This window comes from Myceligenerans xiligouense (assembly GCF_003814695.1).
In the GTDB taxonomy this organism is placed as follows: domain Bacteria; phylum Actinomycetota; class Actinomycetes; order Actinomycetales; family Cellulomonadaceae; genus Myceligenerans; species Myceligenerans xiligouense.
Genome location: NZ_RKQZ01000001.1, coordinates 3,456,222 through 3,478,581 on the forward strand (window position 1 = coordinate 3,456,222; position 22,360 = coordinate 3,478,581).

22 protein-coding genes and 3 tRNA genes are annotated in these 22,360 nt (G+C 72.1%); 9 read left to right on the forward strand and 16 right to left on the reverse strand.

All coding sequences use genetic code 11. From position 1 onward, the window contains the following. The first annotated feature begins 63 nt into the window (after positions 1–63). Entirely contained in the window at positions 64–1,275 is a 1,212-nt protein-coding gene (locus EDD34_RS15035; RefSeq protein ID WP_123815292.1) for a glycosyltransferase, read from the forward strand. On the opposite strand, the gene EDD34_RS15040 is transcribed toward EDD34_RS15035, so the two are convergent. Beyond that, positions 1,272–2,366, reverse strand: coding sequence for a GNAT family N-acetyltransferase (locus EDD34_RS15040; protein WP_123815293.1), 1,095 nt, complete (start codon positions 2,364–2,366; stop codon positions 1,272–1,274). The two genes, EDD34_RS15035 and EDD34_RS15040, sit on opposite strands and share 4 nt — an antisense overlap. A gap of 197 nt (positions 2,367–2,563) precedes the next feature. On the opposite strand from EDD34_RS15040, the gene EDD34_RS15045 reads away from it, so the two are divergent. Continuing rightward, positions 2,564–3,052, forward strand: a complete 489-nt coding sequence (locus EDD34_RS15045) for a hypothetical protein (RefSeq protein ID WP_211341604.1) — start codon at positions 2,564–2,566, stop codon at positions 3,050–3,052. A 92-nt stretch (positions 3,053–3,144) separates the two neighbouring features. Here the strand turns inward: EDD34_RS15045 and fdhD are convergent, their stop codons facing one another. Further along, a complete protein-coding gene (gene fdhD, locus EDD34_RS15050) occupies positions 3,145–3,996 on the reverse strand; it encodes a formate dehydrogenase accessory sulfurtransferase FdhD (protein ID WP_123815294.1) in 852 nt (283 codons plus the stop codon). Between the two features lie 35 nt (positions 3,997–4,031). Between fdhD and EDD34_RS15055 the strand changes: the two genes are divergently transcribed. Next, positions 4,032–6,494, forward strand: coding sequence for an FdhF/YdeP family oxidoreductase (locus EDD34_RS15055; protein ID WP_123815295.1), 2,463 nt, complete (start codon positions 4,032–4,034; stop codon positions 6,492–6,494). Between the two features lie 102 nt (positions 6,495–6,596). Then, positions 6,597–7,217 (forward strand): VanZ family protein, encoded by a 621-nt coding sequence (locus tag EDD34_RS15060; RefSeq protein ID WP_123815296.1) that lies wholly within the window; start codon positions 6,597–6,599, stop codon positions 7,215–7,217. 35 nt (positions 7,218–7,252) lie between these two features. Here the strand turns inward: EDD34_RS15060 and trmB are convergent, their stop codons facing one another. The 9 genes from trmB to EDD34_RS15105 all read right to left on the reverse strand — a co-directional run bounded on the left by trmB (position 7,253) and on the right by EDD34_RS15105 (position 14,427). Then, the gene (gene trmB / locus EDD34_RS15065) at positions 7,253–8,032 is read right to left on the reverse strand and encodes a tRNA (guanosine(46)-N7)-methyltransferase TrmB (protein WP_246012473.1); all 780 of its coding nucleotides are present in this window, start codon (positions 8,030–8,032) and stop codon (positions 7,253–7,255) included. Positions 8,033–8,094: 62 nt separating this feature from the next. Beyond that, positions 8,095–9,345: an acyl-CoA dehydrogenase family protein gene (locus EDD34_RS15070; protein WP_123815297.1), complete on the reverse strand. Its 1,251-nt coding sequence runs from the start codon at positions 9,343–9,345 to the stop codon at positions 8,095–8,097. Between the two features lie 94 nt (positions 9,346–9,439). Then, positions 9,440–9,521 (reverse strand) — tRNA-Leu (locus EDD34_RS15075). Between the two features lie 27 nt (positions 9,522–9,548). Then, positions 9,549–10,439 (reverse strand): phosphonate ABC transporter, permease protein PhnE, encoded by an 891-nt coding sequence (gene phnE, locus EDD34_RS15080; RefSeq protein WP_123815298.1) that lies wholly within the window; start codon positions 10,437–10,439, stop codon positions 9,549–9,551. Next, positions 10,436–11,245, reverse strand: a complete 810-nt coding sequence (gene phnE / locus EDD34_RS15085; RefSeq protein WP_123815299.1) for a phosphonate ABC transporter, permease protein PhnE — start codon at positions 11,243–11,245, stop codon at positions 10,436–10,438. Before phnE (EDD34_RS15085) ends, phnE (EDD34_RS15080) begins: the two co-directional genes overlap by 4 nt. Next, positions 11,242–12,021, reverse strand: a complete 780-nt coding sequence (gene phnC, locus EDD34_RS15090; protein ID WP_123815300.1) for a phosphonate ABC transporter ATP-binding protein — start codon at positions 12,019–12,021, stop codon at positions 11,242–11,244. Before phnC ends, phnE (EDD34_RS15085) begins: the two co-directional genes overlap by 4 nt. Positions 12,022–12,083: 62 nt before the next feature. Next, complete coding sequence (gene phnD / locus EDD34_RS15095) at positions 12,084–13,076, reverse strand: phosphate/phosphite/phosphonate ABC transporter substrate-binding protein (RefSeq protein WP_123815301.1); 993 nt, start codon at positions 13,074–13,076, stop codon at positions 12,084–12,086. A gap of 119 nt (positions 13,077–13,195) precedes the next feature. Continuing rightward, entirely contained in the window at positions 13,196–13,939 is a 744-nt protein-coding gene (locus EDD34_RS15100; protein WP_123815302.1) for an HAD family hydrolase, read from the reverse strand. 5 nt (positions 13,940–13,944) lie between these two features. Continuing rightward, positions 13,945–14,427: a peroxiredoxin gene (locus tag EDD34_RS15105; RefSeq protein WP_123815303.1), complete on the reverse strand. Its 483-nt coding sequence runs from the start codon at positions 14,425–14,427 to the stop codon at positions 13,945–13,947. A gap of 159 nt (positions 14,428–14,586) precedes the next feature. Here EDD34_RS15105 and EDD34_RS15110 point away from each other — a divergent pair, with 159 nt between their 5' ends. The 3 genes from EDD34_RS15110 (at position 14,587) to EDD34_RS15120 (ending at position 15,271) form a co-directional block, all read left to right on the forward strand. Further along, positions 14,587–14,883, forward strand: a complete 297-nt coding sequence (locus EDD34_RS15110) for a GroES family chaperonin (RefSeq protein ID WP_123816574.1) — start codon at positions 14,587–14,589, stop codon at positions 14,881–14,883. Between the two features lie 76 nt (positions 14,884–14,959). Then, positions 14,960–15,032: transfer RNA gene (locus EDD34_RS15115), tRNA-Lys, on the forward strand. 166 nt (positions 15,033–15,198) lie between these two features. Beyond that, positions 15,199–15,271 (forward strand) — tRNA-Lys (locus EDD34_RS15120). Positions 15,272–15,388: 117 nt separating this feature from the next. Here the strand turns inward: EDD34_RS15120 and EDD34_RS15125 are convergent. Both EDD34_RS15125 and EDD34_RS15130 read right to left on the reverse strand, forming a co-directional pair. Beyond that, the gene (locus EDD34_RS15125) at positions 15,389–16,171 is read right to left on the reverse strand and encodes a hypothetical protein (RefSeq protein ID WP_123815304.1); all 783 of its coding nucleotides are present in this window, start codon (positions 16,169–16,171) and stop codon (positions 15,389–15,391) included. An 87-nt stretch (positions 16,172–16,258) separates the two neighbouring features. Beyond that, on the reverse strand, positions 16,259–16,669 hold the full coding sequence (locus EDD34_RS15130) for a VOC family protein (RefSeq protein WP_123815305.1): 411 nt from the start codon (positions 16,667–16,669) through the stop codon (positions 16,259–16,261). Between the two features lie 224 nt (positions 16,670–16,893). Here EDD34_RS15130 and EDD34_RS15135 point away from each other — a divergent pair, with 224 nt between their 5' ends. Together EDD34_RS15135 and EDD34_RS15140 are read left to right on the forward strand one after the other, a co-directional pair. Continuing rightward, positions 16,894–17,463: an NUDIX hydrolase family protein gene (locus EDD34_RS15135; RefSeq protein ID WP_123815306.1), complete on the forward strand. Its 570-nt coding sequence runs from the start codon at positions 16,894–16,896 to the stop codon at positions 17,461–17,463. Between the two features lie 167 nt (positions 17,464–17,630). Then, positions 17,631–18,353 (forward strand): hypothetical protein, encoded by a 723-nt coding sequence (locus EDD34_RS15140; RefSeq protein WP_123815307.1) that lies wholly within the window; start codon positions 17,631–17,633, stop codon positions 18,351–18,353. Positions 18,354–18,388: 35 nt separating this feature from the next. Here EDD34_RS15140 and EDD34_RS15145 read toward each other — a convergent pair whose 3' ends face one another. The 3 genes from EDD34_RS15145 to EDD34_RS15155 form a co-directional block, all read right to left on the reverse strand. Continuing rightward, positions 18,389–20,038, reverse strand: a complete 1,650-nt coding sequence (locus EDD34_RS15145; RefSeq protein ID WP_123815308.1) for an ABC-F family ATP-binding cassette domain-containing protein — start codon at positions 20,036–20,038, stop codon at positions 18,389–18,391. 152 nt (positions 20,039–20,190) lie between these two features. Continuing rightward, positions 20,191–21,867, reverse strand: coding sequence for a sodium:solute symporter family protein (locus EDD34_RS15150; protein WP_123815309.1), 1,677 nt, complete (start codon positions 21,865–21,867; stop codon positions 20,191–20,193). Further along, positions 21,864–22,190, reverse strand: coding sequence for a DUF4212 domain-containing protein (locus tag EDD34_RS15155; protein ID WP_123815310.1), 327 nt, complete (start codon positions 22,188–22,190; stop codon positions 21,864–21,866). The genes EDD34_RS15150 and EDD34_RS15155 overlap by 4 nt, the downstream gene beginning before the upstream one ends. Positions 22,191–22,360: the final 170 nt, after the last annotated feature.

The following is a 22,360-nucleotide window of genomic DNA, read 5'->3' on the forward strand; positions in this document are numbered from 1 at the left end:
GCCCCCGTCGTCCCGCAGAATCACCGGACCTGGCGGATACTGCCGACGACGGAGGAACACACGATGCGTGTACTACTGACGACCTACGGGTCACGCGGGGACGTCGAGCCGATGGTGGCGCTCGCCCTCGCGTTGCGAGAACTGGGCGCCGACGTGCGGGTCTGCGCGCCACCGGACTTCGCGGGACTGCTCGGCGAGGCCCGCGTCCCCCTGACGCCCGTCGGCCGGCCGGTCCGCGCGCTGGCGACGGGCAAGCTCGCCGGCGAGAGGCCGAAGACGCTTCCGGAGATCACGGCCGAGCTCGCCGCCATGGCCGACGAGGCGGTCATGGCGGCCGGGAGGTGCGACGCCGTGGTCTCCGCCGGCGTGATCGGGATGCAGGCCGGTGTGCGGGCGGCCGCCGAGAGACGGGGCATCCCGTACACCGGCGCGACGTTCTCCACGAACTTCGTGCCCTCGCCCCATCATCCGCCCGTGCCCTGGCCGGGCCAGGCGTTCCCCGAGGGGGAGACCGACAACCGGGCCTTGTGGGACCTCAACGCCGAGCACCTCCAGCGCCTGTTCGGCCCCGCGGTGAACTCCCTCCGGGAGGCATCCGGACTCGCGCCCTCCGACAACGTGCGTGACCTCGTGCTGGGCGACCACACGCTGCTGGCCTCGGACCCGGTTCTCGGGCCGTGGGAGGACACGCCGGACCTCCACGTGACGCAGACCGGCGCGTGGCGGCGCCCCGACGAGCGACCGCTGCCCGGCGCGCTGGAGGACTTCCTGGCGGCCGGCGCGCCGCCCGTGTACGTGGGTTTCGGCAGCATGCCGCTGCACGACGCCGGGAAGACCGCCCGGGCGGCCTTCGAGGCGGTCCGGGCGCACGGCCGACGTATCGTGCTGTCCAGCGGCTGGGCCTCCCTCGCACCGGCCGGGGGAAGCGACGACTGCTCCGTCGTGGACGAGATCAACCAGCAGGCACTGTTCCGCCGGGTCGCCGCCGTCGTGCACCACGGGGGTGCGGGCACCACCACGACGGCCGCCCGGGCCGGCGCGCCGCAGGTGATCGTTCCGCAGGTGGCGGACCAGCCGTACTGGGGCGGCCGCGTGGCCGCCCTCGGCATCGGCGCGGCGCACGACGGCCCCACCCCGACCACCGACTCCCTGTCGGCCGCGCTCGACACCGCCCTGGCCCCGGAGACCCGCGCCCGGTCGGCGGAGGTGGCGGGCACGATCCGCACCGACGGCGCCCCGGCGGCCGCGACGCTCCTGCTGGACGCGATCGCCTAGACCGTGCGCTGCATCTCCGCGCCGCCGCCCGCCGGGCGGAAACCCATCGCCACGTTGATCGCGAGCATGTGGGGGTTCTCCTCGTTGTTCCAGGTCCAGACACGCTTGACGTTCGGCCTGACGGCGAGCAGCGCCCGGGCGTTCACGGCCTTGACCAGCATGCCGAGCCGGTGCCCGCGGTGGGCACGCAGCACCACCGTCGCCTCCTGCTCGGCGTACTCCCGCGTCTCGTCCTTCGGGTACAGCAGCATGGTCATGGCGGCGAGCTCACCGGTCCCGACGTGCTCGGCGGCGGTGATGACGTAGCCGTTGCCGCGGGCGGCGTGCTCCGCGTCGGCGCTCCGCACCCGCTCGGCGTCCCACGGGTCGGTCTCGACGTCCTGGTCGCCGCGCGGCTCGTCCGCGGCGAGCGCCGTCTCCAGGTCGGCGTAGGCGTCGATCCACTCCTCCGGGATGGTGTCGCGCCAGGTGTGCAGGCGGTACCCGGGGCCCGCGGCGGCCCGGGCCTCCGCCTCGAGCTCCTTGAGGGCGCCGGGCGCCAGGGGCAGTTCGAGCAGCGACTTGCGCTCCACGATGGCGCAGTCGAACCCGAGCGAGCGCGCCAGCCGGATTCCCGGCAGTCCGGCGGCGACGCGGCCCTTCCCGGACGACGCGGTCACCCATTCGGTCACGTCCGGATCCTCCTCGCCGAAGCCGACGCTTGCCAGCATCGTGGTCCGGCCGGCCGCACGCGCGCGGTCGAGACTCGCCTCGGCGAGGGCACGTCCCACGCCCCGTCCGCGGGAGGCGGGGGCCACCTCCAGCTCGGGGACGATGACCAGGTGCGGGTTGGATCGCGTCGGCATGTAGAGGATCGCGTGCCCGACTACGGCCGGCGCCGCCGGGCCGTCGTCCTCGACGGCGACCAGGCGGACCTTGTCCGCGTACCGCTGGTTCGCCATGGTGACCAGCACGTCGTTGGCGCTCACCGCGGTGTCGTCGACGCCCCACGTCTCCAGGGACACGGCCTCGGCGATCGCCGCGATACCGTGATACGCCCAGGCGTCGGGGTGGTCCAGCGACGGTGGGTGCGGAGCCTCGATGATGCGCATCCGGCCAGTCTCATCGGGTGTGCGCGATCGAGCCACGCTTTTTCTCCCCGCCGGTGGGGATCCTTCGGCCGAGACCGAAGTCTTCACCCGCGCCCGAACGTTGTCGCGGGCCCGGGTCGCGGCTCCTACGTTCGCAGGTGTTCGCGCTCCACCCGGCAGGGTGCCGGGGGCCGGGCGCGGGCAGGACGGATGAACCGATGACACTCCAGAAGCGGGCGGTTGCCGCGCTGGCGGGTGTGCTGATGGCGCTGGTCGGCGTCCTCGGTACCACGCAGGCGGCACAGGCCTCCGACCACGAATGGGGCACCGCCCCGGACGCCACCGGCGTCACCGGCGTGCAGGCACTGGGCGGCGGCGTCGCCCGGAGCGCCGCGTCGGTGGCCGCCTCCACCCACGGCTGCCCCAGCGGGGCGTTCTGCATCTATCCGAACGCCAGCTGGAACGGCGGGAACCCGGAGTACGTCTTCTGGTCCCGCGGTGGCCACAACATCTACAACGAGTACGGTCAGCGCCGCGCCTTCAACAACCAGACCGACAACTGGGGCGGCGCGCTGTGCAAGGGGAGCGGCGGCTCCGGGGGCTTCACGTGGTCGTTCCGGCCCGGGGTCTACGTGGACACCGACATCACTCCGGTGAACTCCGTGGATCTCCAGCCGGGGAGCGTCCCCCTGTCGGACCTGTGCTGAGACGGTCCTGAGCGGCCGCTTCCGGCCACAGGTCGACGGCGTGGTCACCTCACTCCCGAGGTGGCCACGCCGTCGTCGTGCGTCGCCCCGCCTCAGCGCAGCCGGTCCGCCCGCGTGTAGACGTTCATCGACTCGCCCCGCACGAACCCGAGCAGCGTCAGGCCGCACTCCTCGGCCAGGTCCACGGCGAGCGTGGACGGCGCCGAGATCGCCGACAGCACGGGGATCCCGGCCCGCACCGCCTTCTGCACCAGCTCGAACGACGCCCGCCCGCTGACCTGGAGCACCGTCCCGGCAGCGGGCAGGCGGCCGTCACGCAGGGCCGCGCCGACCACCTTGTCCACCGCGTTGTGCCTGCCCACGTCCTCGCGGACGGACAGCGGCACGCCGTCCGCCGTGAACAGGCCCGCGGCGTGCAGCCCGCCCGTCCGGTCGAACGCCCGCTGGTGCTCGCGCAGCAGGCCAGGCAGGGCGGCGACGGTGTCGGCACCGACCGTGACGGGGTCCCCTGCCACGGGCCACCGCAGCGCTCCCGCCACGTCGACCACGGTGTCCGACCCGCACACCCCGCACGCGCTCGTCGTCGCGAACGCCCGGGGCCGCGGCGGCCGGACGCCGCGCCGGAGCGCGACGTCGATGGTGTTCTCCTCGTCCGTGCAGGCCTTCATGCCGACGATGTCCGACGCCGCGGCGACGGCCCCCTCCCCCACGAGCCATCCGGCCACCAGGTCGAAGTCGTGCCCGGGCGTGCGCATCGTCAGCGTGAGCGGCTCTCCCGCCGGCCCGGCCGACGACGGCGACCGCACCGGCCCACCACCCCGGACCAGCCGCACCATCAGCGGTTCCTCCACGGCCAGCGTGTCGGAGCGCGCCGACCGCACCTGCCCCGCGGGCCCGCCGGCCCGCACCCGGACGACCTTCCGCCGCTCGCTGCTCACTCCCATACACCCAGTGTCCCGCGCGGCGTAGAGTCGCAGACGTGAGTGACGACGCCCGCACCGGATCCCCCGAACCGACGCTGGACGTCGGGCCGCCGCAGCGCACGGCGGCGGGGGTGGCCGGCGTCGTGCACGCGATGGCCGACGTCGTCGAGGAGCCCGGACTCGCCCGCGGCCTGAAGGCCCTGCGCCTCGTCAACCAGCACCGTGGCTTCGACTGCCCGGGATGCGCCTGGCCCGAGCCCGGCAAGCCCCACCTGGCCGAGTTCTGCGAGAACGGCGCCAAGGCGGTCGCCGAGGAGTCCACGCGCGCCCGGGCCGACGCCGCGTTCTTCGCCGAGCACCCCCTCGGCGAGCTCGCGACCTGGACGGACCACCGGCTCGGCAAGTCGGGGCGGCTGACCGAACCGATGCTGCGCGACACGGACGCCGACCACTACCGTCCGGTCTCCTGGGACGACGCCCTCGACCTGGTCGCCGGCGAGCTCCGCGCGCTGCGCGAGGCCGGCACGCCGGACCGGGCCGCCTTCTACACGTCGGGCCGCACCAGCAACGAGGCGGCGTTCCTCTACCAGCTCCTCGCACGCCGGCTGGGCACGAACAACCTGCCCGACTGCTCGAACATGTGCCACGAGTCGTCGGGCACGGCGCTGGTCGAGACGCTCGGCGTCGGCAAGGGCAGCGTGTCCCTGGCGGACATCACCGACCACGCGGACCTGATCGTCGTCGTCGGGCAGAACCCCGGGACCAACCACCCGCGCATGCTCACCGCCCTGGAGGCGGCGAAGGACCGGGGCGCGCGGATCGTCGCGATCAACCCCCTGCCCGAGGCCGGGCTGCGGACGTTCAAGAACCCGCAGCGCGTGCGCGGCACGCTCGGCCGCGGGACGCGGCTCGCCGACCGGTTCCTCCAGGTCCGGCTCGCCGGCGACCTCGCGCTGTTCCAGGCGGTGAACCGCCTGCTGGTCGAGCGGGACGACGGCGCGAGCGCCGGCCGGGACGCGGCGGGGCCCACCGGGCCGGGCACGGCGACGGACTCCGCCGGAGCCGGTTCCCGGCCGCCGGTCCTCGACCACGACTTCATCGCCGCGCACACCGACGGCTTCGAGGCGGCCGCCGCGGCGTGGCGCGCGCTGTCCTGGTCGGACGTGGGCACCGCCACCGGGCTCGACCGGTCCGAGATCGAGGGCTTCGTGGACGACGTCGTCGGCGCCCGGAAGATCGTCGTCTGCTGGGCGATGGGACTGACCCAGCACAAGAAGGCCGTCGCGACCATCCGCGAGGTGGTGAACTTCCTGCTGCTGCGCGGCAACGTGGGCCGGCCGGGCGCGGGCGCCTGCCCGGTACGCGGGCACAGCAACGTGCAGGGCGACCGCACCATGGGCATCTGGGAACGCCCGCCCGCGGCGTTCCTCGACGCGCTCGGCGCCGAGTTCCGCTTCGACCCGCCGCGCGAGCCCGGCCTCGACACGGTGGACACGGTCCGCGCGATGCGCGACGGCCGCATCCGCGTCTTCATGGCCATGGGCGGCAACTTCGCCGCGGCCACACCGGACACGGAGCTCACCGAGGCGGCCCTGCGCCGCGTGCCGCTCACGGTGCACGTCTCCACCAAGCTCAACCGCTCGCATGTGGTGCCGGGCCGGCGGTCGCTGATCCTGCCGTGCCTCGGCCGCACGGAGCGGGACGACGGCGCGGGCCGATCCGGAAACGCTCACGCCGGTACCGCCGGCTCTCTGTCGGCCACCGGTCCCGGCGGCGACGCGCTGTCGTCCGGCACCGCCACGGGCCCGCGGTTCGTGACCGTCGAGGACTCCATGAGCGTGGTGCACTCCTCGCGCGGCACGCTGCGGCCGGCGTCGGACATGTTGTGGAGCGAGCCGGCGATCGTCGCCGGCCTGGCCCGGCGGGTGCTCGGCGACGACGACCCGACGCCGTGGGAGTCGTTCGCCGCCGACTACTCCCGGATCCGGGACTCCATCTCGCGCGTGGTCCCGGGGTTCGAGGACTTCGAGCGCCGCGTGGCCGAGCCCGGCGGGTTCGTGCTGCCCCACCCGCCCCGGGACGCCCGCGTGTTCCCGACGGCGACCGGGAAGGCGCGGTTCACCGTGAACCCGCTGGAGGTGGTGCGGGTACCGGAGGGTCGCCTGCTGCTGCAGAGCGTCCGCAGCCACGACCAGTTCAACACCACGATCTACGGCCAGGACGACCGGTACCGGGGTGTGACGGGCGGGCGCCGCGTCGTGTTCGTGAACCCGCGGGACCTGGAGGAACTCGGCGTCGCGGACGGCGAGACGGTGAACCTGGTCTCCGAATGGCCCGACGGCGAGGGCGGGACGGCCGACCGCCGCGCGCCCGGCTTCCGCGTGATCGCGTTCCCGACGGCGAAGGGCTGCGCCGCCGCCTACTACCCCGAGACGAACGTGCTGGTGCCCCTCGACCACACGGCCGAGGGCAGCAACACCCCGGCGTCGAAGTCCGTGGTGATCCGCCTGGAGCGGTGACGCGCTCGGCGGCCCGGCGAGCGGCACGGTTTCGACGTCATCGGCCGTCGGGACCGGTAGATTGAGGCTGCTTTGCCCGGCACCGAACGTTCAGGAGCACCCATGACCGGAGTCCTCGGCGGACTCGACCTCGCCCCGATCGCCATCGCGATCAGCCTGGTGGCGGCCGCGATCGCCATCGTGCACCATGCGAGCCTCCGCTCCGACGCGGAGCGCGCCGAGGCGGGCTGGATACTCGACGTCGTCCTGGCCCTGCACGCCGCCGTCTACGTCTGGGTCACCCTGGGGGTCCACGCGAGTCCCGGGACGCTGACGCCCAACCTCATCCCGTTCACGGAACTCGGGGCGACGTTCGAGTACTGGTTCACGAGCTGGATCCCGGAGCACGGCCTCACCCAGGTGCCGCCGCAGGTCGCCGTCGTCGCCGGCAACTTCCTGCTGCTCGCGCCGTTCGCCACGGTGGCCCCGCTGCGCTGGAAGGCGCTCACGTCGGGCTGGCGTGTCATCGTGGCCACGGCCGTGATCGCGGGTGTCGACGAGCTCCTCCAGGGCGTCCTGGGCCGCGGCCGCAACCTGTCGTTCGACGACGTGCTCGTCCAGGTCCTGGGCGCCATCGCGATCTACGGCATGATGACGGGCGCGCTCAACGCCCGCGAGCGCCGGCTGGCCGACGCCCACGAGGACGCGAAGACGGCGGCCCAGTCCTCCCCGAACGCCCCCTGACCCTGATGAACCCCGGTCAGTAGTGGCGGGGCCGTCTACTGCCGGATGTAGGTGAGGTCGGTGATGGCGCGGCCTGCTTTGTGTGCCTTGCGCTCGAAGCCCGTGATGACGCGGCCCTCGAAGCGGGGCGCCGTCCCGCGGGGGCCGTGGGCGTTGCGGAGGCCGGGGGCGACCTCCAGGACGTCGAGCATCTGCTCGGCGTACTCCGCCCAGTCGGTCGCGAGCCGCCAGACCCCTCCGGGGCGCAGCGCCCGGGCCACCTTCTCGGCGAACGCGGGGGCCACGAGCCGCCGCTTGCGGTGCCGGGACTTGTGCCACGGGTCGGGGAAGAAGGTCCACACCTCGTCGAGCGACCCGGCCGGGATCGCGGTGTCCAGCAGCTCCGCGGCGTTGACCTGCATCACCCGGAGATTCGGGAGCCCGGGCCCGTCCGGTTCCGCCGTCTCCCCGGCACGCTCCCCTGCCGCCCGGTCGGCACGCACCATCACCTGCGCGACACCCGGCCGGTACACCTCGACGGCCAGGTAGTCGCGATCCGGGTCGGCGGCGGCGGCCGTGACGATCGCGTCGCCCTGGCCCGACCCGACCTCCAGCACCAGCGGCGCCGCCCGCCCGTACACCGCGGCCGCATCGAACCGCCACTCCGGGTCCACCGACATCCGCCCGAGGTGCCGGGGCACGTCCACCAGGTAGACGCCTCGCCGGGTGTCCCAGGCTCGCTGCTGCCCGGTGGTCAACCGCCCGGACCGGGACGCGAAGCTCACGGGAGACGTGCGGAACCGGGACAGGTCGGGGGCGGACTGGTGCTGACTCACCGGAGAATCGTACGTCCCGGACCACCGGTCCGCGCTCGACGACGTCGGACCGACCGCGCGCCTCAGCGAAAGGCCTGGATGCCTGTCAGGTGGCGGCCCAGGATCAGGGTGTGGACCTCGTCGGTGCCCTCGTAGGTGCGCACGGACTCCAGGTTGTTCGCGTGGCGCAGCGGCGAGTGGTCGAGCGTGACCCCGTTGCCGCCGAGCACCGTGCGGGCGGTGCGGCACACCTCGATCGCCATGCGGGCGTTGTTCAGCTTGCCCGCCGAGATCATGTGGGCCTCCAGCCGCCCGGCGTCCTTGAGCCGCCCGATCCGCAGCGCCATGAGCTGGCCCTTGCTGATCTCCAGCGCCATGTTGACCAGCTTTTCCTGCGTGAGCTGGTGCGACGCGACCGGCACCCCGAACTGGACGCGCTCGCCGGCGTACGTCAGCGCCGCCTCGAATGCGTCCCGCGCGGCCCCCACCGAGCCCCAGACGATGCCGTAGCGCGCCTCGTCCAGGCAGGCGAACGGCCCGCGCAGGCCGGGGTTCTCGGGGAGGATCGCGTCCTCGGGCACGCGGACGCTCCTCAGCACGACGTCGCACTGGATCGAGGCGCGCATCGACAGCTTGGGCTCGATGGGCGTAGCGGTGAAGCCGGCCGACGACGTCGGCACCAGGAAGCCGCGGACACGCTCGCGGCGGGACCCGTCGGGGACGACGGCGGAGGTCCGCGCCGATGCCGCCGGGGAGGCCGCCGCGTCGTCGTCGGACACCTTCGCCCAGATCACCGCGACGTCCGCGATGGACGCGAGGCCGATCCACCGCTTGGCCCCGTCGATCACCCACTCGCCGCCGACGAGGCGGGCGCGCGTGGTCATGCTCGCGGGGTCGGAGCCGGCGCCGGGTTCGGTGAGCCCGAAGCAGCCGATCGCCTCGCCGCGCGCGAGCCGCGGCAGCCACTCCTCCTGCTGTGCGGGCGAGCCGTGCTTGTGGATCGCGGACATCACGAGCGAGCCCTGGACCGACACGAAGGTGCGGATGCCGGAGTCCCCGGCCTCGAGCTCCTGGCAGGCCAGGCCGTACTCGACGGCGGAGCGGCCGGCACAGCCGTACCCGTCCAGATGCATCCCGAGCAGCCCCAGCTCCCCGAGCTCCGGCACGATCTCGCGCGGGAACACGCCGTCGCCGAACCACCGCGCGATGTTCGGCCGGATCCGCCGGTCCGCGAACTCCCGCACACGATCGCGCACGGCGAGCTCGGCGGCGCTGAACTCGGACTCGATGTCCAGCAGGTCCGCGGGCGAGGAAGGATGAACGACGTCGGTCATGGCACGGACTGTATGCCAGGTCAACAACGCCGTCGAGTCCGTCGTCCGCCCGGGGCATCAGCTCCGCAGTGGCCGGAATCGGGTGGCCCACGAGTGCGCGAGGCGGGACTCGAACCCGCACGTCCGAAGACACCAGGACCTAAACCTGGCGCGGCTGCCAATTACGCCACTCGCGCGCGGACCTCAGTGTATGCGGCCTTCCGCTACGACAGCGCCTCCGCCTCCGCTGCCAGGTCCTTGCCGCCGCCCGCGATGATCCGGTGCCGCACCCACGCCGAGATCTGGTCCACCAGCACGGTGACGGCGATGATGATGAACAGCGTGATCCCGATCCGGTCCCAGAGCCGGGCCGCGAAGAGCTGGGTGAGGATCGAGCCGATGCCGCCGGCGCCCACCGCGCCGAGGATCGCCCCGGCACGGATGTTGATCTCGAACCGGTAGAGCCAGAGGGCCACGATCTCGGGCAGCGCCTGCGGCAGCACACCCCAGGCGAGCACGTGGAGCGGCCGCGCACCGGTCGCCGAGACCGCCTCGATCGGCCGGGGGTCCACCGCCTCGATCGCCTCGCTGCCGAGCTTCCCGAGCGTCCCCACGGAGCCGACGCCGAGCGCCAGCGCGCCCGCCAGCGGTCCGAGCCCGAAGATCGGCAGCATGATCGCGATCGCCAGGATGAGTTCCGGGATCGCGCGGATCACGTTGAGGATCTGCCGCGTGACGAACACGACCGGCCGGGGCGAGATGTTCCGGGCGGCGAGGAATGCCATCGGGAACGACAGCGCCGCCCCGACGAGCGTGCCGATCCACGCCATCTGCAGCGACTCGACCATGTACTCGAAGGCCTTGGTCCAGTACTCGGAGTTCGGGTCGGCCATCGGGTTCTGCAGCACGCCGCGCGTCATCAGCCGCAGGTAGTCGCCGAGGATGCCGGGCGCCTCGGACAGGCGGGACCACTGGGCGTCCACGGTGACGACGCACAGCACCACGATCACGGCGGTCACCAGGGAACCGGTGACCTGCTTCCACGGGTTGGGCCGCTTGGGCCGGTCCGCGCGGGCCGCGCCGGAGGCGGTCGGGCGGGTCTCGACGGTGCTCATATCAGCCTCCTGCGCAGCCACGCGGAGACCTGGTCCAGCACGAACACGACGACGATGAAGACCGCCACGATCGCGGAGATGTGCGAGTACTGGAAGCGGGACAGCTCGGTCTTGATGACCTGGCCGATGCCTCCGGCGCCGACCAGACCGATCACGAGCGAGGCGCGGATGTTCAGCTCGAAGACGTAGAACGAGTACGACAGGAAGTTCGGCATGACCTGGGGCAGCACCGCCGCGACGGCGCGCTGCAACGCGCCCGCGCCCACGGCGGTGGCGGCCTCGACGGGCCCGCGGTCGACGGCGTCGACGCTCTCCGCCGTGAGCTTCGCCGCGACGCCCACGTTGAACGCGAACAGGGCCAGGATGCCCGCCAGCGCCCCGTTGCCGACGACGGCGACCGCCAGCAGCGCCCACGCGACGTCGGGCAGCGAGCGCTCGACGGCGAGCAGCGCCTTGAGCGTGCGGGCCATCCAGGGCGGGGCGGTGACGTCGCTGGCCATGTGGGCCAGGACGAGCGCGAGGAGGCAGCCGAGAAAACTGGCGACGACGGCGAGCTGGAGCGTCTCGATCCACTGCTCCCGGACCCGCCAGGCGAACTCCCAGTCCGGGCGGAAGAACTCGGCGACGACCTCCTGGCCCCGGGTGAGGTCGGAGAACAGCGGCCCGAGCGTGAAGTCGATGCCGATCGCGGCCCACACGGTGATGACCGCGCAGACGAAGAGTCCCGCGTACAGGCCCCACGGCCGGCGGGGCTTCGGCGGCATCGCGCGGCCCCGGGCGGGCGCCGCGCTGGTCGTGGCGGTCATGTCAGGCGGTCCACCTCGAAGGTCGAGACGTCCTCGATGCTCAGGGAGCGGCCGTAGATGTCCTCGAACACCTTGTCGTCGGCCTCTTCGGCGGGCCCGTCGAACACGACCTTCCCGGCACGCATCCCGATGATGCGGTCGGCGAAGTTCTTGGCGAGGTCCAGGAAGTGCAGGTTGACGACGGTCGTGATGCCCAGTTCCCGCTGCACCCGCCGCAGGTCGGCCATGACGGCGTTCGCGGTGGGCGGGTCGAGGGAGGCCACGGGCTCGTCGGCGAGGACCACCTGAGCCTGCTGGGCCAGGACACGCGCGATCGCGACGCGCTGCTGCTGGCCGCCCGACAGCTGGGACGCCCGCACGTACGCCTTGTCGATGATGCCGACGCGGTCGAGCGCGTCGAACGCGATCTCCTTGTCCACCGCGCGGTACAGGCCGAACAGCGAACCCACCGGGGAGTGCGCGAGTCGGCCCATGAGGACGTTCTTCAGCACGCTGACGCGGGTGACCAGGTTGAAGCCCTGGAAGATCATCCCGACGTCGGCCCGCAGACGGCGCAGCGCGCCCCCGCGGGCCCCGTCGACCCGCTGACCGTTCACCTCCAGCTCGCCGGACGTGACGGGCACGAGTCCGTTGATGGCGCGGATGAGAGTGGACTTGCCCGCCCCGGAGAGTCCCACGACCACGACGAACTGGCCGTCGGGGATCTCCAGGGACACGCCGTCGAGCCCTTTGGTCCCGGTCGGATAGGTGACGTGCACGTCACGAAAGCTGATCATCGGTTTCCTCGTTCGCTGCGGCGGGCGCCGTACCGGACGTGGCACGGCGCCCGCCTCCGGCTCTACTCCGCGTCGCCGAAGTTCGCCGCCACCTGGCGCGCGGCGTCCAGCGCGTCGAGGTCGGCGGGCTCCAGACCCTCGATGCCGTAGACCGCGTCGAGGGCCGCGAGACCCTCCTCGCTCTCGGCCAGTGCCAGGAAGGCGTCGGTGATCTGCGTGGTCGTCGCGTCCTCGAACGTCCCCGAGACGGCCACGCCGTCGTTCGGGATCTCGGGCGACGACGCGAACACGACGGCCTCGGTGCCGGCGTCAGGCTCCTCCTCGAGAACCTCGGCCCGGGCGTCGTTGAAGGAGACGCCGATCGGGGCGTCGCCGCGCACGACGTTCAGCACCGAGTTCGGGTGGCCGCCCGCGTAGATCGACGTGATGTCGGTCAGCGGGTCGATGCCCTGCACCTCGGCGAGCTGGGTGGCCGGGTAGTAGTAGCCGGAGGCCGAGCCCTCCTCCACGAAGGAGATCGTCGTGCCCTGCTCGACGAGCGCGAGCGCGTCCTCGCCCGTGGGGCCCTCGACGGCCTCGGCGCCGTTGCAGAAGGCGAACTCGTTGCCGTCGTCGTCCGTCTCGGTGACGACCTCGTCGAGGCAGTACGTGTCCGGGTCGTTCGTCATCCACTGCGTGTGGTAGGTCGAGGAGCCGTAGCGCACCGACTGCAGCACCGCCTCGGCGTCGGCCTGGTCCACGGCCTGGACGAGGGCGACCGGGCCGAACATGCCGATGTCGGCCTGTTCCGTCTGCATCGCCACGACGAGCGCGGCGTAGTCGGTCGACACGGAGGTCTCCACCTCGACGCCGAGTTCCTCGCCGAGCAGGTCGCCGAGCACCTCGGCGTCCTCGACGAGCTGGTCCTGGTCCTGGGAGGGAACGAGGCCGAGGGTCAGGGTCTCCGGCAGGTCGCGTTCCTCCGTGCCCGACCCGTCGTCGGTGCCCCCGCCGCAGGCGGTCAGGGCGAGTGCCGCGGCCGCCGCGGCGGCGGCGATGCTCACAGATCGCTTCATCAGATGTCTCCTCGTGCAGATGGTGGCGCGGCCGAGATCGGGCCCGCGAACTCACGTCACGCTAGCGAGCGGTGGGGCTCCCCTTCCTTCCACGCGGTAACACCCCGGCAAATTCGAGGTCACAGTACGGACTCGATGGACATTTTCTCGCCGGACGACCACGCCACGAGAGGTTCGAAGAGCCCGTCGAAGGCCGGCGCCGACCAGGTGGCCCGGCCCGGCCGGGACGCCCACCGGTCGATGTGGGCGCCGCACGCTCCGATCGCGAGGGCAGGGGCGATGTCGTTCGCGTGGACGTCGCCCACCGACACCAGCGTGTCCGGCACCGCGCCGGTGCCGGACAACAGGGCGCGGAGAATCGCGGACATCGCGGCGGGCTTGCCCGCATCCGGCACGACGTCGTCCACGAGCGACCCGGTCCCGTGGCGCTCCAGCCAGTCGGCGACCCCGGTCAGCGGCGAGTTCGTGACCAGCACGACGCGCGTCCGGGACGCCCGCATCCGGTCGAGGAAGGCGTGCAGCCCTTCGGGTGGGGAGGTCCCGGCGCCGTCGTCGGCGAACCGGGCACGCGAGGCGAGATAGGCGGCGTGGAGCAGGGTGCCGTCGAGCAGCGGCGAGCCGCCACGCCTCGCGGCGGCGTACGCCAGGGCGACAACGGCCTGATAGCCGTCCTCGGGCGCGTGCGTGGTCGCCGGGGTGGGGGTGTCGTCGCGCGGAAGCCGCCCGGTCCGCAGGAAGTGTGCGACGCCGTCACGGATGTCCAGGCCCGTACGGCGGGCGACCTCCTCGGCGTAGAGGAGAACCGGCCCGTCCCCGACGCACACCGTGCCGTCGAAGTCGAGGACGAGGGTACGGGCGCTCACCCGGCTCACTCGCCGACGCCGAGCGCCTTGCGCAGGCGGGCCACGTGACCGGTGGCACGGACGTTGTACTGCGCCAGGGAGACCGAACCGTCCGGTGCCACGACCACCGTGGAGCGAATGACTCCCACGAAGGTCTTGCCGTAGTTCTTCTTCTCGCCCCAGGCGCCGTAGGCCTCGAGCGTCGCATGGTCCTCGTCGGAGGCGAGGGGGAAGGTCAGCGACTCGGCATCGGCGAACTTCTCCAGCTTGGCGACCTTGTCCGGCGAGATGCCCACCACGGCGTAGCCCGCCCCCTGCAGCGAGGCCAGCGAGTCGCGGAAGTCGCATGCCTCCTTGGTGCATCCCGGCGTGGAGGCGGCCGGGTAGAAGTAGACGATGACGCCCTGGGAGGCGCTCGCACGGAGGTCGCCGAGTGAGACGGAACCGCCGCCGGCGGTCGGGAGTTCGAAGTCGGGTGCCTTGTCGCCGGGCTCGAGCCGTGTCGTCATGGACCCCACGGTAACCGTGTCCGACGGCGGCCGGGATCCCGCAGCGGCCACGGTCCGACGGCGGTCGCCGCCTCGGCGGTCGCGTAGCGTTGGGGTGTGAGTTCCGTCGTCAAGAATCCTGCCGGTGAGCAGGCCCCGTCAGGCAGCCTTCCGATCCGCATGCTGCACGATCGTCTTCTCGTCGAGCCGGAGACGGACAAGGCCGAGCGGCAGTCCACGGGCGGGCTCGTGATCCCGGCGACCGCGGCCGGCCCGAAGCGACTCGCCTGGGCGACGGTGGTCGCTGCGGGGGAGCACGTGCGGCAGGTCGGCGTGGGAGACCGTGTGCTGTTCGACCCGGAGGACCGTGCCGAGGTGGATCTCGGCGGGACCGACTACGTGCTGCTGCGGGAGCGTGACGTGCACGGCGTGCACACGGTCGACGAGGGCGAGAGCGCGGCCGGCCTGTATCTGTGACCGGGCTGTCGCGCAGGTCACGTCCTATTCGGTTGTGAGCGGGGCTCCCCGTCCTGGTAGTGTTGCTCACCGTTACGCGCCATTAGCTCAATTGGCAGAGCAGCTGACTCTTAATCAGCGGGTTTGGGGTTCGAGTCCCTGATGGCGCACTCAGCGATCGGTGCGGTGTGCTCACTGTGTGAGCCTCTTCGCTTCGTTGATGTCTTGTGGGGGCGCGGCCCCCACACCCCAGCCTGGGGCTTACGCCCCAGACCCACTCGTGGTTCACGGTCGCGGTAGTGTGCGGCGGGACCGTGGGTGGCGGGGTCTCGGTAGGCGCCATTAGCTCAATTGGCAGAGCAGCTGACTCTTAATCAGCGGGTTTGGGGTTCGAGTCCCTGATGGCGCACTTCACGGGAAGCGGCGTGGCCCTGAGGGCCACGCCGCTTCGTTCATGTCCTACGAGGTCTACCCCGGCCGGAGGCCCTCGGCACGCAGCGCCGGTGTCCGGCGAGCAGAGGCACCGTCACAGGGTCTGCCAGGCGCGGACGCGATGCAGGAGCGCCGACTTCGGGTACCGTCCGCGCGGCGGGCCGCTCTCGAAGAGGTCGATCATAAGGAAGAGCGGGTAGTCGGGCGCCTGCGGCATCCGTCGCAGCACGGCTCCTTCGCATCCGATGACGGTCTCCCCCTCGCCCCAGAGCACCGTCCAGGTGTGCTGGGTGCTCGCGTCGAATGGCAGGGTGACCTCGGCCATATCCGTCGTCATCCGCGGGTCGTGGTGCGCCTTGAGCCCGGACCGGGCGGTGGTGGTGTCCCCGATGGCGTCCGCGTCGATCTCGAAGACGCAGATCTCGCCCGAGTCGGCCTCGCTGACGTGCTCGGTGCCGACGAGCCAGGCCGCGAGCATGCACCCCTCGTCCAGACTGGCGGACACGGTGATGTCGATGCGCCCGGCCGACGGCGCCCAGAGCAGCTGCTGCGGCGTCTCCGTCCGCACCACGAGCCCGTCCTCCCGGTGCCGGTGCGTCCCGCGTCGTGAACCGACCGCGCCGGAGTAGGTGCCGGTCTGCAGGTTCGAGACACGCAGCGGCGCGTCCTCGGGGCGCCAGTCGAGCTGGTCCTCCTCGATGCGCAGCTCGATGCCCCCACTCTCGGCGAGGCGATACCGGGCGACGGATCGTTCGGGCGTGGTCCACTGCGGCAGGTAGTGCGGCACCCATCGACGGGGGCTCAGCTCCGCGAAGTCGTCATCAAGGTCTGGCTCCCGGCCGGGCGGCGGCGGAAGCTTCTCGGCAGGTGCGTTCACGCGTCACATCATCCCGCCTCGAGGGACTTCGACGAACGGCTGTTCCGTCGCTACGGCCACGTGGGCCCGGGATCTCCGAGGGGCCGATCACTCCACGAAGATGCAGAACGGGTGCCCCATCGGGTCGGCGAAGACGTAGAGAGGCTCGTCCGGGTCCTCCGATCGGTCATCGAGCTGCGCCGCACCGAGCGCGAGGGCATGGTCGCGTGCCTCGTGGAGCGTGGCGACGTCGGGCACCGTGGTGTCGAGGTGGAGCTGCTGCGGCACCTCGGGGTCAGGCCAGGTCGGCCTGGGCAGACGGTCGACCTGCTGGAACGCGAGGGACATCCCGTTGTCGTTCCGCAGCACGAGCCAGTCGCGCCCGTTCGGGTCAGGCTCACCCGGCGGGGGCGCCTTGTCACCGCGCCGGTACGTGAGACCGAACAGCTTCCGGTAGAACTCGGCGAGAGCGCGGGCGTCGGTGGTGTCGAGCACCACCTGGCGGATTCGCGGAATCATCGTTCCAGCACAGCACATCCGGTCCCGGACGCAAGCCTCAGGCCGGCACATCGCCTTCGTGGTGACCGGCATGGTCGCCATGCCCGGGCCGGATGTCCGCGAGTCGCTCGGGCAGCGGGGCTCGGATCGCCTGACCACTCGCCGGTTCCCGCGACACGCCGTCGTGCCTGTCCGTGAGGCCCCCATTTCCAGCCTGATGCACCCGATCCTGGTAGAAAAGGTCCGTGACCGACACCGCGGACTACCCCGCCGACGACTTCTACCGCGACAACTCCCAGACCTCCGCCTGGCTCACGGAGGAGGACCTGGCGGTGGTCCGCGCGCAGCTCCCGCTGGTGTACGTGGATGCCGTGCCGGTGCGGGTGGACGATTCGGGGGACGTCGTCGCCGTCGGCCTGCTGCTGCGTGTGGACACGCAGGGCGCGATCACACGCGCGCTCGTGTCGGGCCGCGTGATGTACCACGAGCGGGTGCGGGACGCGCTGCTCCGCCACATCGAGAAGGACCTCGGGCCGGTGGCACTGCCGCAGGTACCGCCGTCGCCGCAGCCGTTCACGATCGCGGAGTACTTCCCCACCCCGGGGATCACCTCCTTCCACGACCCGCGCCAGCACGCGATCTCCCTCGCCTACGTCGTGCCGGTGACCGGTGACTGCCGTCCGCAGCAGAACGCGCTCGACCTCGCCTGGATGACGCCGGAGGAGGCCTGCGCCGACACCGTCCAGGCCGAGATGATGAACGGCCAGGGCACACTCGTGCGTCAGGCGATGGCGCACGTCGGCCGCCTGGGCTGACGGAACCGCCCGCCGGACGCGCCCGGGAACGCCGCTCCCGGCCCGTTGCCGCGACGCCCCCGGTGCCTCCACGGCAGCGCGTCGAGGGCGCGCCAGCACCGCCCGAGATGACCTGGATGAGGTATAACTTCCCAGGTGCCACCCTGGGCACCCGCGGAGGGGGGCTCATGCACCGGCAGACGAAGCTCGCGGGCAAGGTCGCCACGGGCCTGGGCGGTTCCCTCCTGCTCCCGTTCCTCGTCGAGCTGGGGATGGCGTCGCTGCTGGACGAGAACTTCAGCCTGCGGCGGGGCGTCATCTTCGTCGGGGTGCTGGGCGGCATCAGCGCGCTGCTCTTCGGCGTCGACCGGCTCGGCCACCTCCGGGCCCGGCGGGCCGAGGCGCGTGCCGCACGCGAGATGCGGACGCGCACGGAACACGTCTCGCACCATGCTCTGCGGCCCTACGGCCCGGAGACCGACGGCGTCGTGGCGCTCTGCACGTCACGGCTCGGCCCCGACAGCCTGCACTACCTGCAGTACCACCTTCGCGGCAAGGGCATCTTCCGGGTCGACGTCCTGGAGGATCCCGCCCTCGCGCCGCTCCTCGGCTTCGCCGACGCGAACGAGCACCGCCGCGTCTACGAACGCTACGGCGAGGGCCTCCGGGCACTGGTGGAGCTGCTCGACGACGACTTCGCCCAGCTCGACTCCGGCCGTGTGCTCCGGCTCGTGCTCGACGTCGAGAAGGGGGCGGTCTTCGTCGTCGAGGTGCACCACGGCTCGGGCCGCTATCTGCTGGGCGTCACCCTCGACGAGACCGCGGTGGACCGCGCCGACCAGGACCTGCGCGACCTGGCCACCACGATCCGCACCCACCTGGGCCGCGAACGCGGCGCCCTCAACCGCTAGCGCCCCGGGGTGAGGTCAGGGGGACGCGGCCCCTCTCACCGCAGCGTCAGTTCCGGCCAGTCCGACAACTCCTCGCGCATGCGGCGGTCGTGGGTGGCGACCACCACGGCGGCCGGTGTGGTGGTCAGGGCGCGCGTCAGCTCGTCCACGAGATCGATCGACAGGTGGTTGGTGGGCTCGTCGAGCAGCAGCAGGTGCGGGACGTGCAGCAGCGCCCGCGCCAGCTCGAACCGGCGACGCTGACCGACGGACAGTTCGCCGAGCGGCCGGTCCAGGTCCTCCTCCGACAGGAGGCCGAGGGACGCCACCGCCACGACGTGGTCGGGATCGAGCGCCCCGGCCGCGAGGAGCGACAGCGCCTCGTCGGCGGCGGTCTCGAACCCGGTCCGCCGCGCGGCCTCGGGCGTCAGCGCCGGGCTCTCCTGGCCGACGACGCCGATGCGCACCCCCTCCCGGGACACCCGGCTCCCCCGGTCGAGACCCGCCTCCCCCGCGAGCACCCGGAGCAGCGTCGACTTCCCGGTCCCGTTCGGCCCGGTCACCAGCAGCCGCCCGGACGGCGGTACCGCGACCCGTGTCCCCGGAAGATCCAGCAGGACGCTTGGCACACTTTTCCTGGCCTCGGTGAGCGCGATCCGCGGATTGCGCACCTCGACGAGCGGTTCGCCCGCGTCCCAGCCCGGCGACATCGCGGGCAGGTCGGGGAACGCGAGCGCCGGCGGCGGGACGGGCACCTCGATCGCCTCGGCCTCGAGCTTCTCCACGAGGCGGTCGGCGGCCTTGACGTGGATGCGGGCGCGGGTGGCACGGCGGTGCTTCTGGGAGCCCTTGGGCGGGCGCCACTCGTCGGACAGCCCTTCGTAGGAGGCGTCGAGCACGTCGGCGAGGCGGGCGGCGCGCTTGCGCTCGGCCCGGTAGCGCTGCCGCCAGCGGTGCAGGGCCTGGTTCTTCGCGAAGCGGTAGGACAGGTAGCCGGGCTGTCCGTAGAGCACGGGCCTGCCGTCCCACGAGGGGTCGAGGTCGAGGATGGCGGTGGCGAGGTCGTCGAGCAGCTCGCGGTCGTGCGTGACGACGGCCACTCCCCCGCGCCAGGCCACGAGCTCGCCGGTGAGGAACTCGATGGCACCGGTGTCGAGGTGGTTGGTGGGTTCGTCCAGGAGCAGCAGGTCGGCGCGTTCGGCGAGGCGGCAGGCCAGGCGGACGCGGTACCGCTCGCCGACGCTGAGTTCGGCGAGGGGGCGGGCGGGGTCGCGGGGTGCGCCGAGGCGGGTCAGGGCGACGTCGACACGGCGGTCCGCGTCCCAGACGGCGAGGTGCTCCGCGCGGGCGAGGGTGCGCTGCAGTTCGGCGAGGTCGCCGGTGTCGTGGTCGAAGGCGGCGGCCGCGGCGTCGAGCTCGGCGGCGGCCCGGCGCAGGCCGTCGAGGGTGGCGGCGACGAGGTCGCCGACGGTCTGGCCGGGCGTGGTCCGCAGTTCCTGCTCGACGAGCGCGACGGTGCCGGCACGGCGGACCTCTCCCCCGGTCGGGGCGAGCCGGCCCGCCAGGAGGTGCAGGAACGTGGACTTCCCGGAGCCGTTCTCCCCGACGACGCCGAGTCGTGTGCCCGGGTTGACGGCGACACTGACCCCTCGCAGGACGTCCCGCCCGGGATACGAGAAGGCGAGCGAGTCGGCGACAAGGTGCATGGGGACAACCCTATGAGTTCCCGCGGAACAGCCGGCCCGGTGCCGGGAAGCGGTACGCCAGGGGAGGCAGCTTCCCGACACCGGGCCGGGTCCGGTGCCGGGGCGGGCGGGGTCTCTGGGCCCGCCACGCCCCGGCAGTTCTGGGTGGGCCGCTAGGCGTGCGTCTCCTCCCGTTCGGAGGGGTAGCGGATCTGCTCCACCATCTCCTGGACCTCGTGCGACGGCGGACGGGTGGCCATCGAGACCACGATCGTCACGACCAGGTTGACCACGGCGCCGAGCGTGCCGATACCCTCCGGGCTGATGCCGAAGATGTGCTCGTGCTTCTCGGTCCCGAACACCTCGAGCGTGTAGATCATGTAGCTCGAGGTGAACACGAGGCCGGCGAGCATGCCGGACACCGCTCCGGCGGCGTTCGCCCGTTTCCAGAAGATGCCGAGCACCAGGATCGGGAAGAACGTCGACGCCGCCAACCCGAACGCGAAGGCGACCACCTGAGCCACGAACGCCGGCGGGTTGATGCCGAAGTAGATCGCGACGAGCACGGCGAGCCCCATCGCGATCCGGCTCACACCCAGGCGACGCGCCTCCGAGGCGTGGTGGTCCACGTACCGGAAGTACAGGTCGTGCGACACCGAGGAGGAGATGACCAGCAGCAGCCCTGCCGCGGTCGACATGGCCGCGGCGAGGCCACCGGCCGCCACGAGCCCGACGATCGGCGCGGGCAGGCCCGCGATCTCCGGGCTGGCGAGCACCAGGATGTCGTTGTTGACGAGCAGGTCGGCGTTCCCGGCCGCGAACTCGTCGGCGTTGTTCGTGACCGAGTTGACCGTCTCCGCGTTCTCGGAGACCGCCACCAGTCCCGTGGCCTGCCAGTTCTGCACCCATTGCGGGAGCGCGTCGACCGCCTTGCCCTGCACGCCGTCGAGCAGGTTGAGCTTCGTGAACGCGCCGACGGCCGGGGCCGTCGTGTACAGCAGCGCGATGAACACCAGGGCCCACAGCGCCGACCAGCGCGACCCGCGCACCGACTTCGTGGTGTAGAAGCGGATGATCACGTGCGGCAGACCCGCGGTGCCGATCATCAGCGCCATCGTCACGAGGAACACGTCGAGCTGCGGCCGCGCGGTGAACGCCTGCGTGTACTGGTCGAGCCCGAACTCCGCCTGGAGGGCGTTGAGCTCCTCCAGGATCCGCCCGAACGACACCTGCGGGATCGGGATGCCGGTCATGGCGTGCGCCACGGCCCACGCCGGGATCAGGTAGGCGACGATCATCACCGTGTACTGGGCCACCTGGGTCCAGGTGATGCCCTTCATGCCGCCGAACACGGCGTAGGTGAAGATGACGGCCGCCGCGATGGCGACACCGCCGGCCTGCGGGATCTCCAGGAACCGCGAGAACACGATGCCGCCGCCGGCCATCTGCCCCACCACGTAGGTGAAGGACACGATGATCGCGACCACCGCGGACACGGACCGCACCGTCTCGCTGAACCGGTCACCGACGAACTCCGGGACCGTGAACTTTCCCCACTTGCGCAGGTACGGCGCGAGCAGGAGGGCCAGCAGCACGTAGCCGCCGGTCCAGCCCATCAGGTAGATGGAGCCGTCCGAGCCGAGGAACGCGATGAGCCCGGCCATCGAGATGAACGACGCCGCGGACATCCAGTCCGCCGCGACCGCGGCACCGTTGGCGACCGCCGGCACGTTCTGCTCGGCGACGAAGAAGCCCTTCGTCTCCTTCACCCGGCTGCGCCACGCGATGTAGATGTAGAGGGCGAACGTCAGGGCGACGAAGACGAGCGCCCAGACCTGTGTCTCGGTCATGTCAGCCCCCCGTCGTGGTCGCGCTCGTGCACGCCGTACTCACGGTCGAGCCGGTCCATGCGGATGGCGTAGACGAGGATCAGCACGATGAACGTGTAGATCGAGCCCTGCTGGGCGAACCAGAACCCGAGGGGGAAGCCGGCGATCACGACCTGGTTGAGCTGCTCCACGAAAAGGATTCCGCAGCCGAACGAGACGGCGAACCAGACGATCAGCAGCGCCACCATGAGCCGCAGGTTCTTGCGCCAGTACTCCTTCCGCCACCCGTTGCCCGCGTCGGCGGGCGGTGGGCCGCCCTCCGGCGTCATGACGTCGTCGGACATGTTGCGCTCCTTTGCGTCTCGGTCCGGCAGTACCGGAAGAGCAGTGCCGGAGGAACCGGGCCGGGACCTGTGGCCCGGGTCACATCTCTTCCCACGATGAGCCAAGTGGCTGCCCCGCCGGACCGGCAAGTGCCTGGATGCCCGACGGCGGTCGCGGCCTGGCGAGCGGT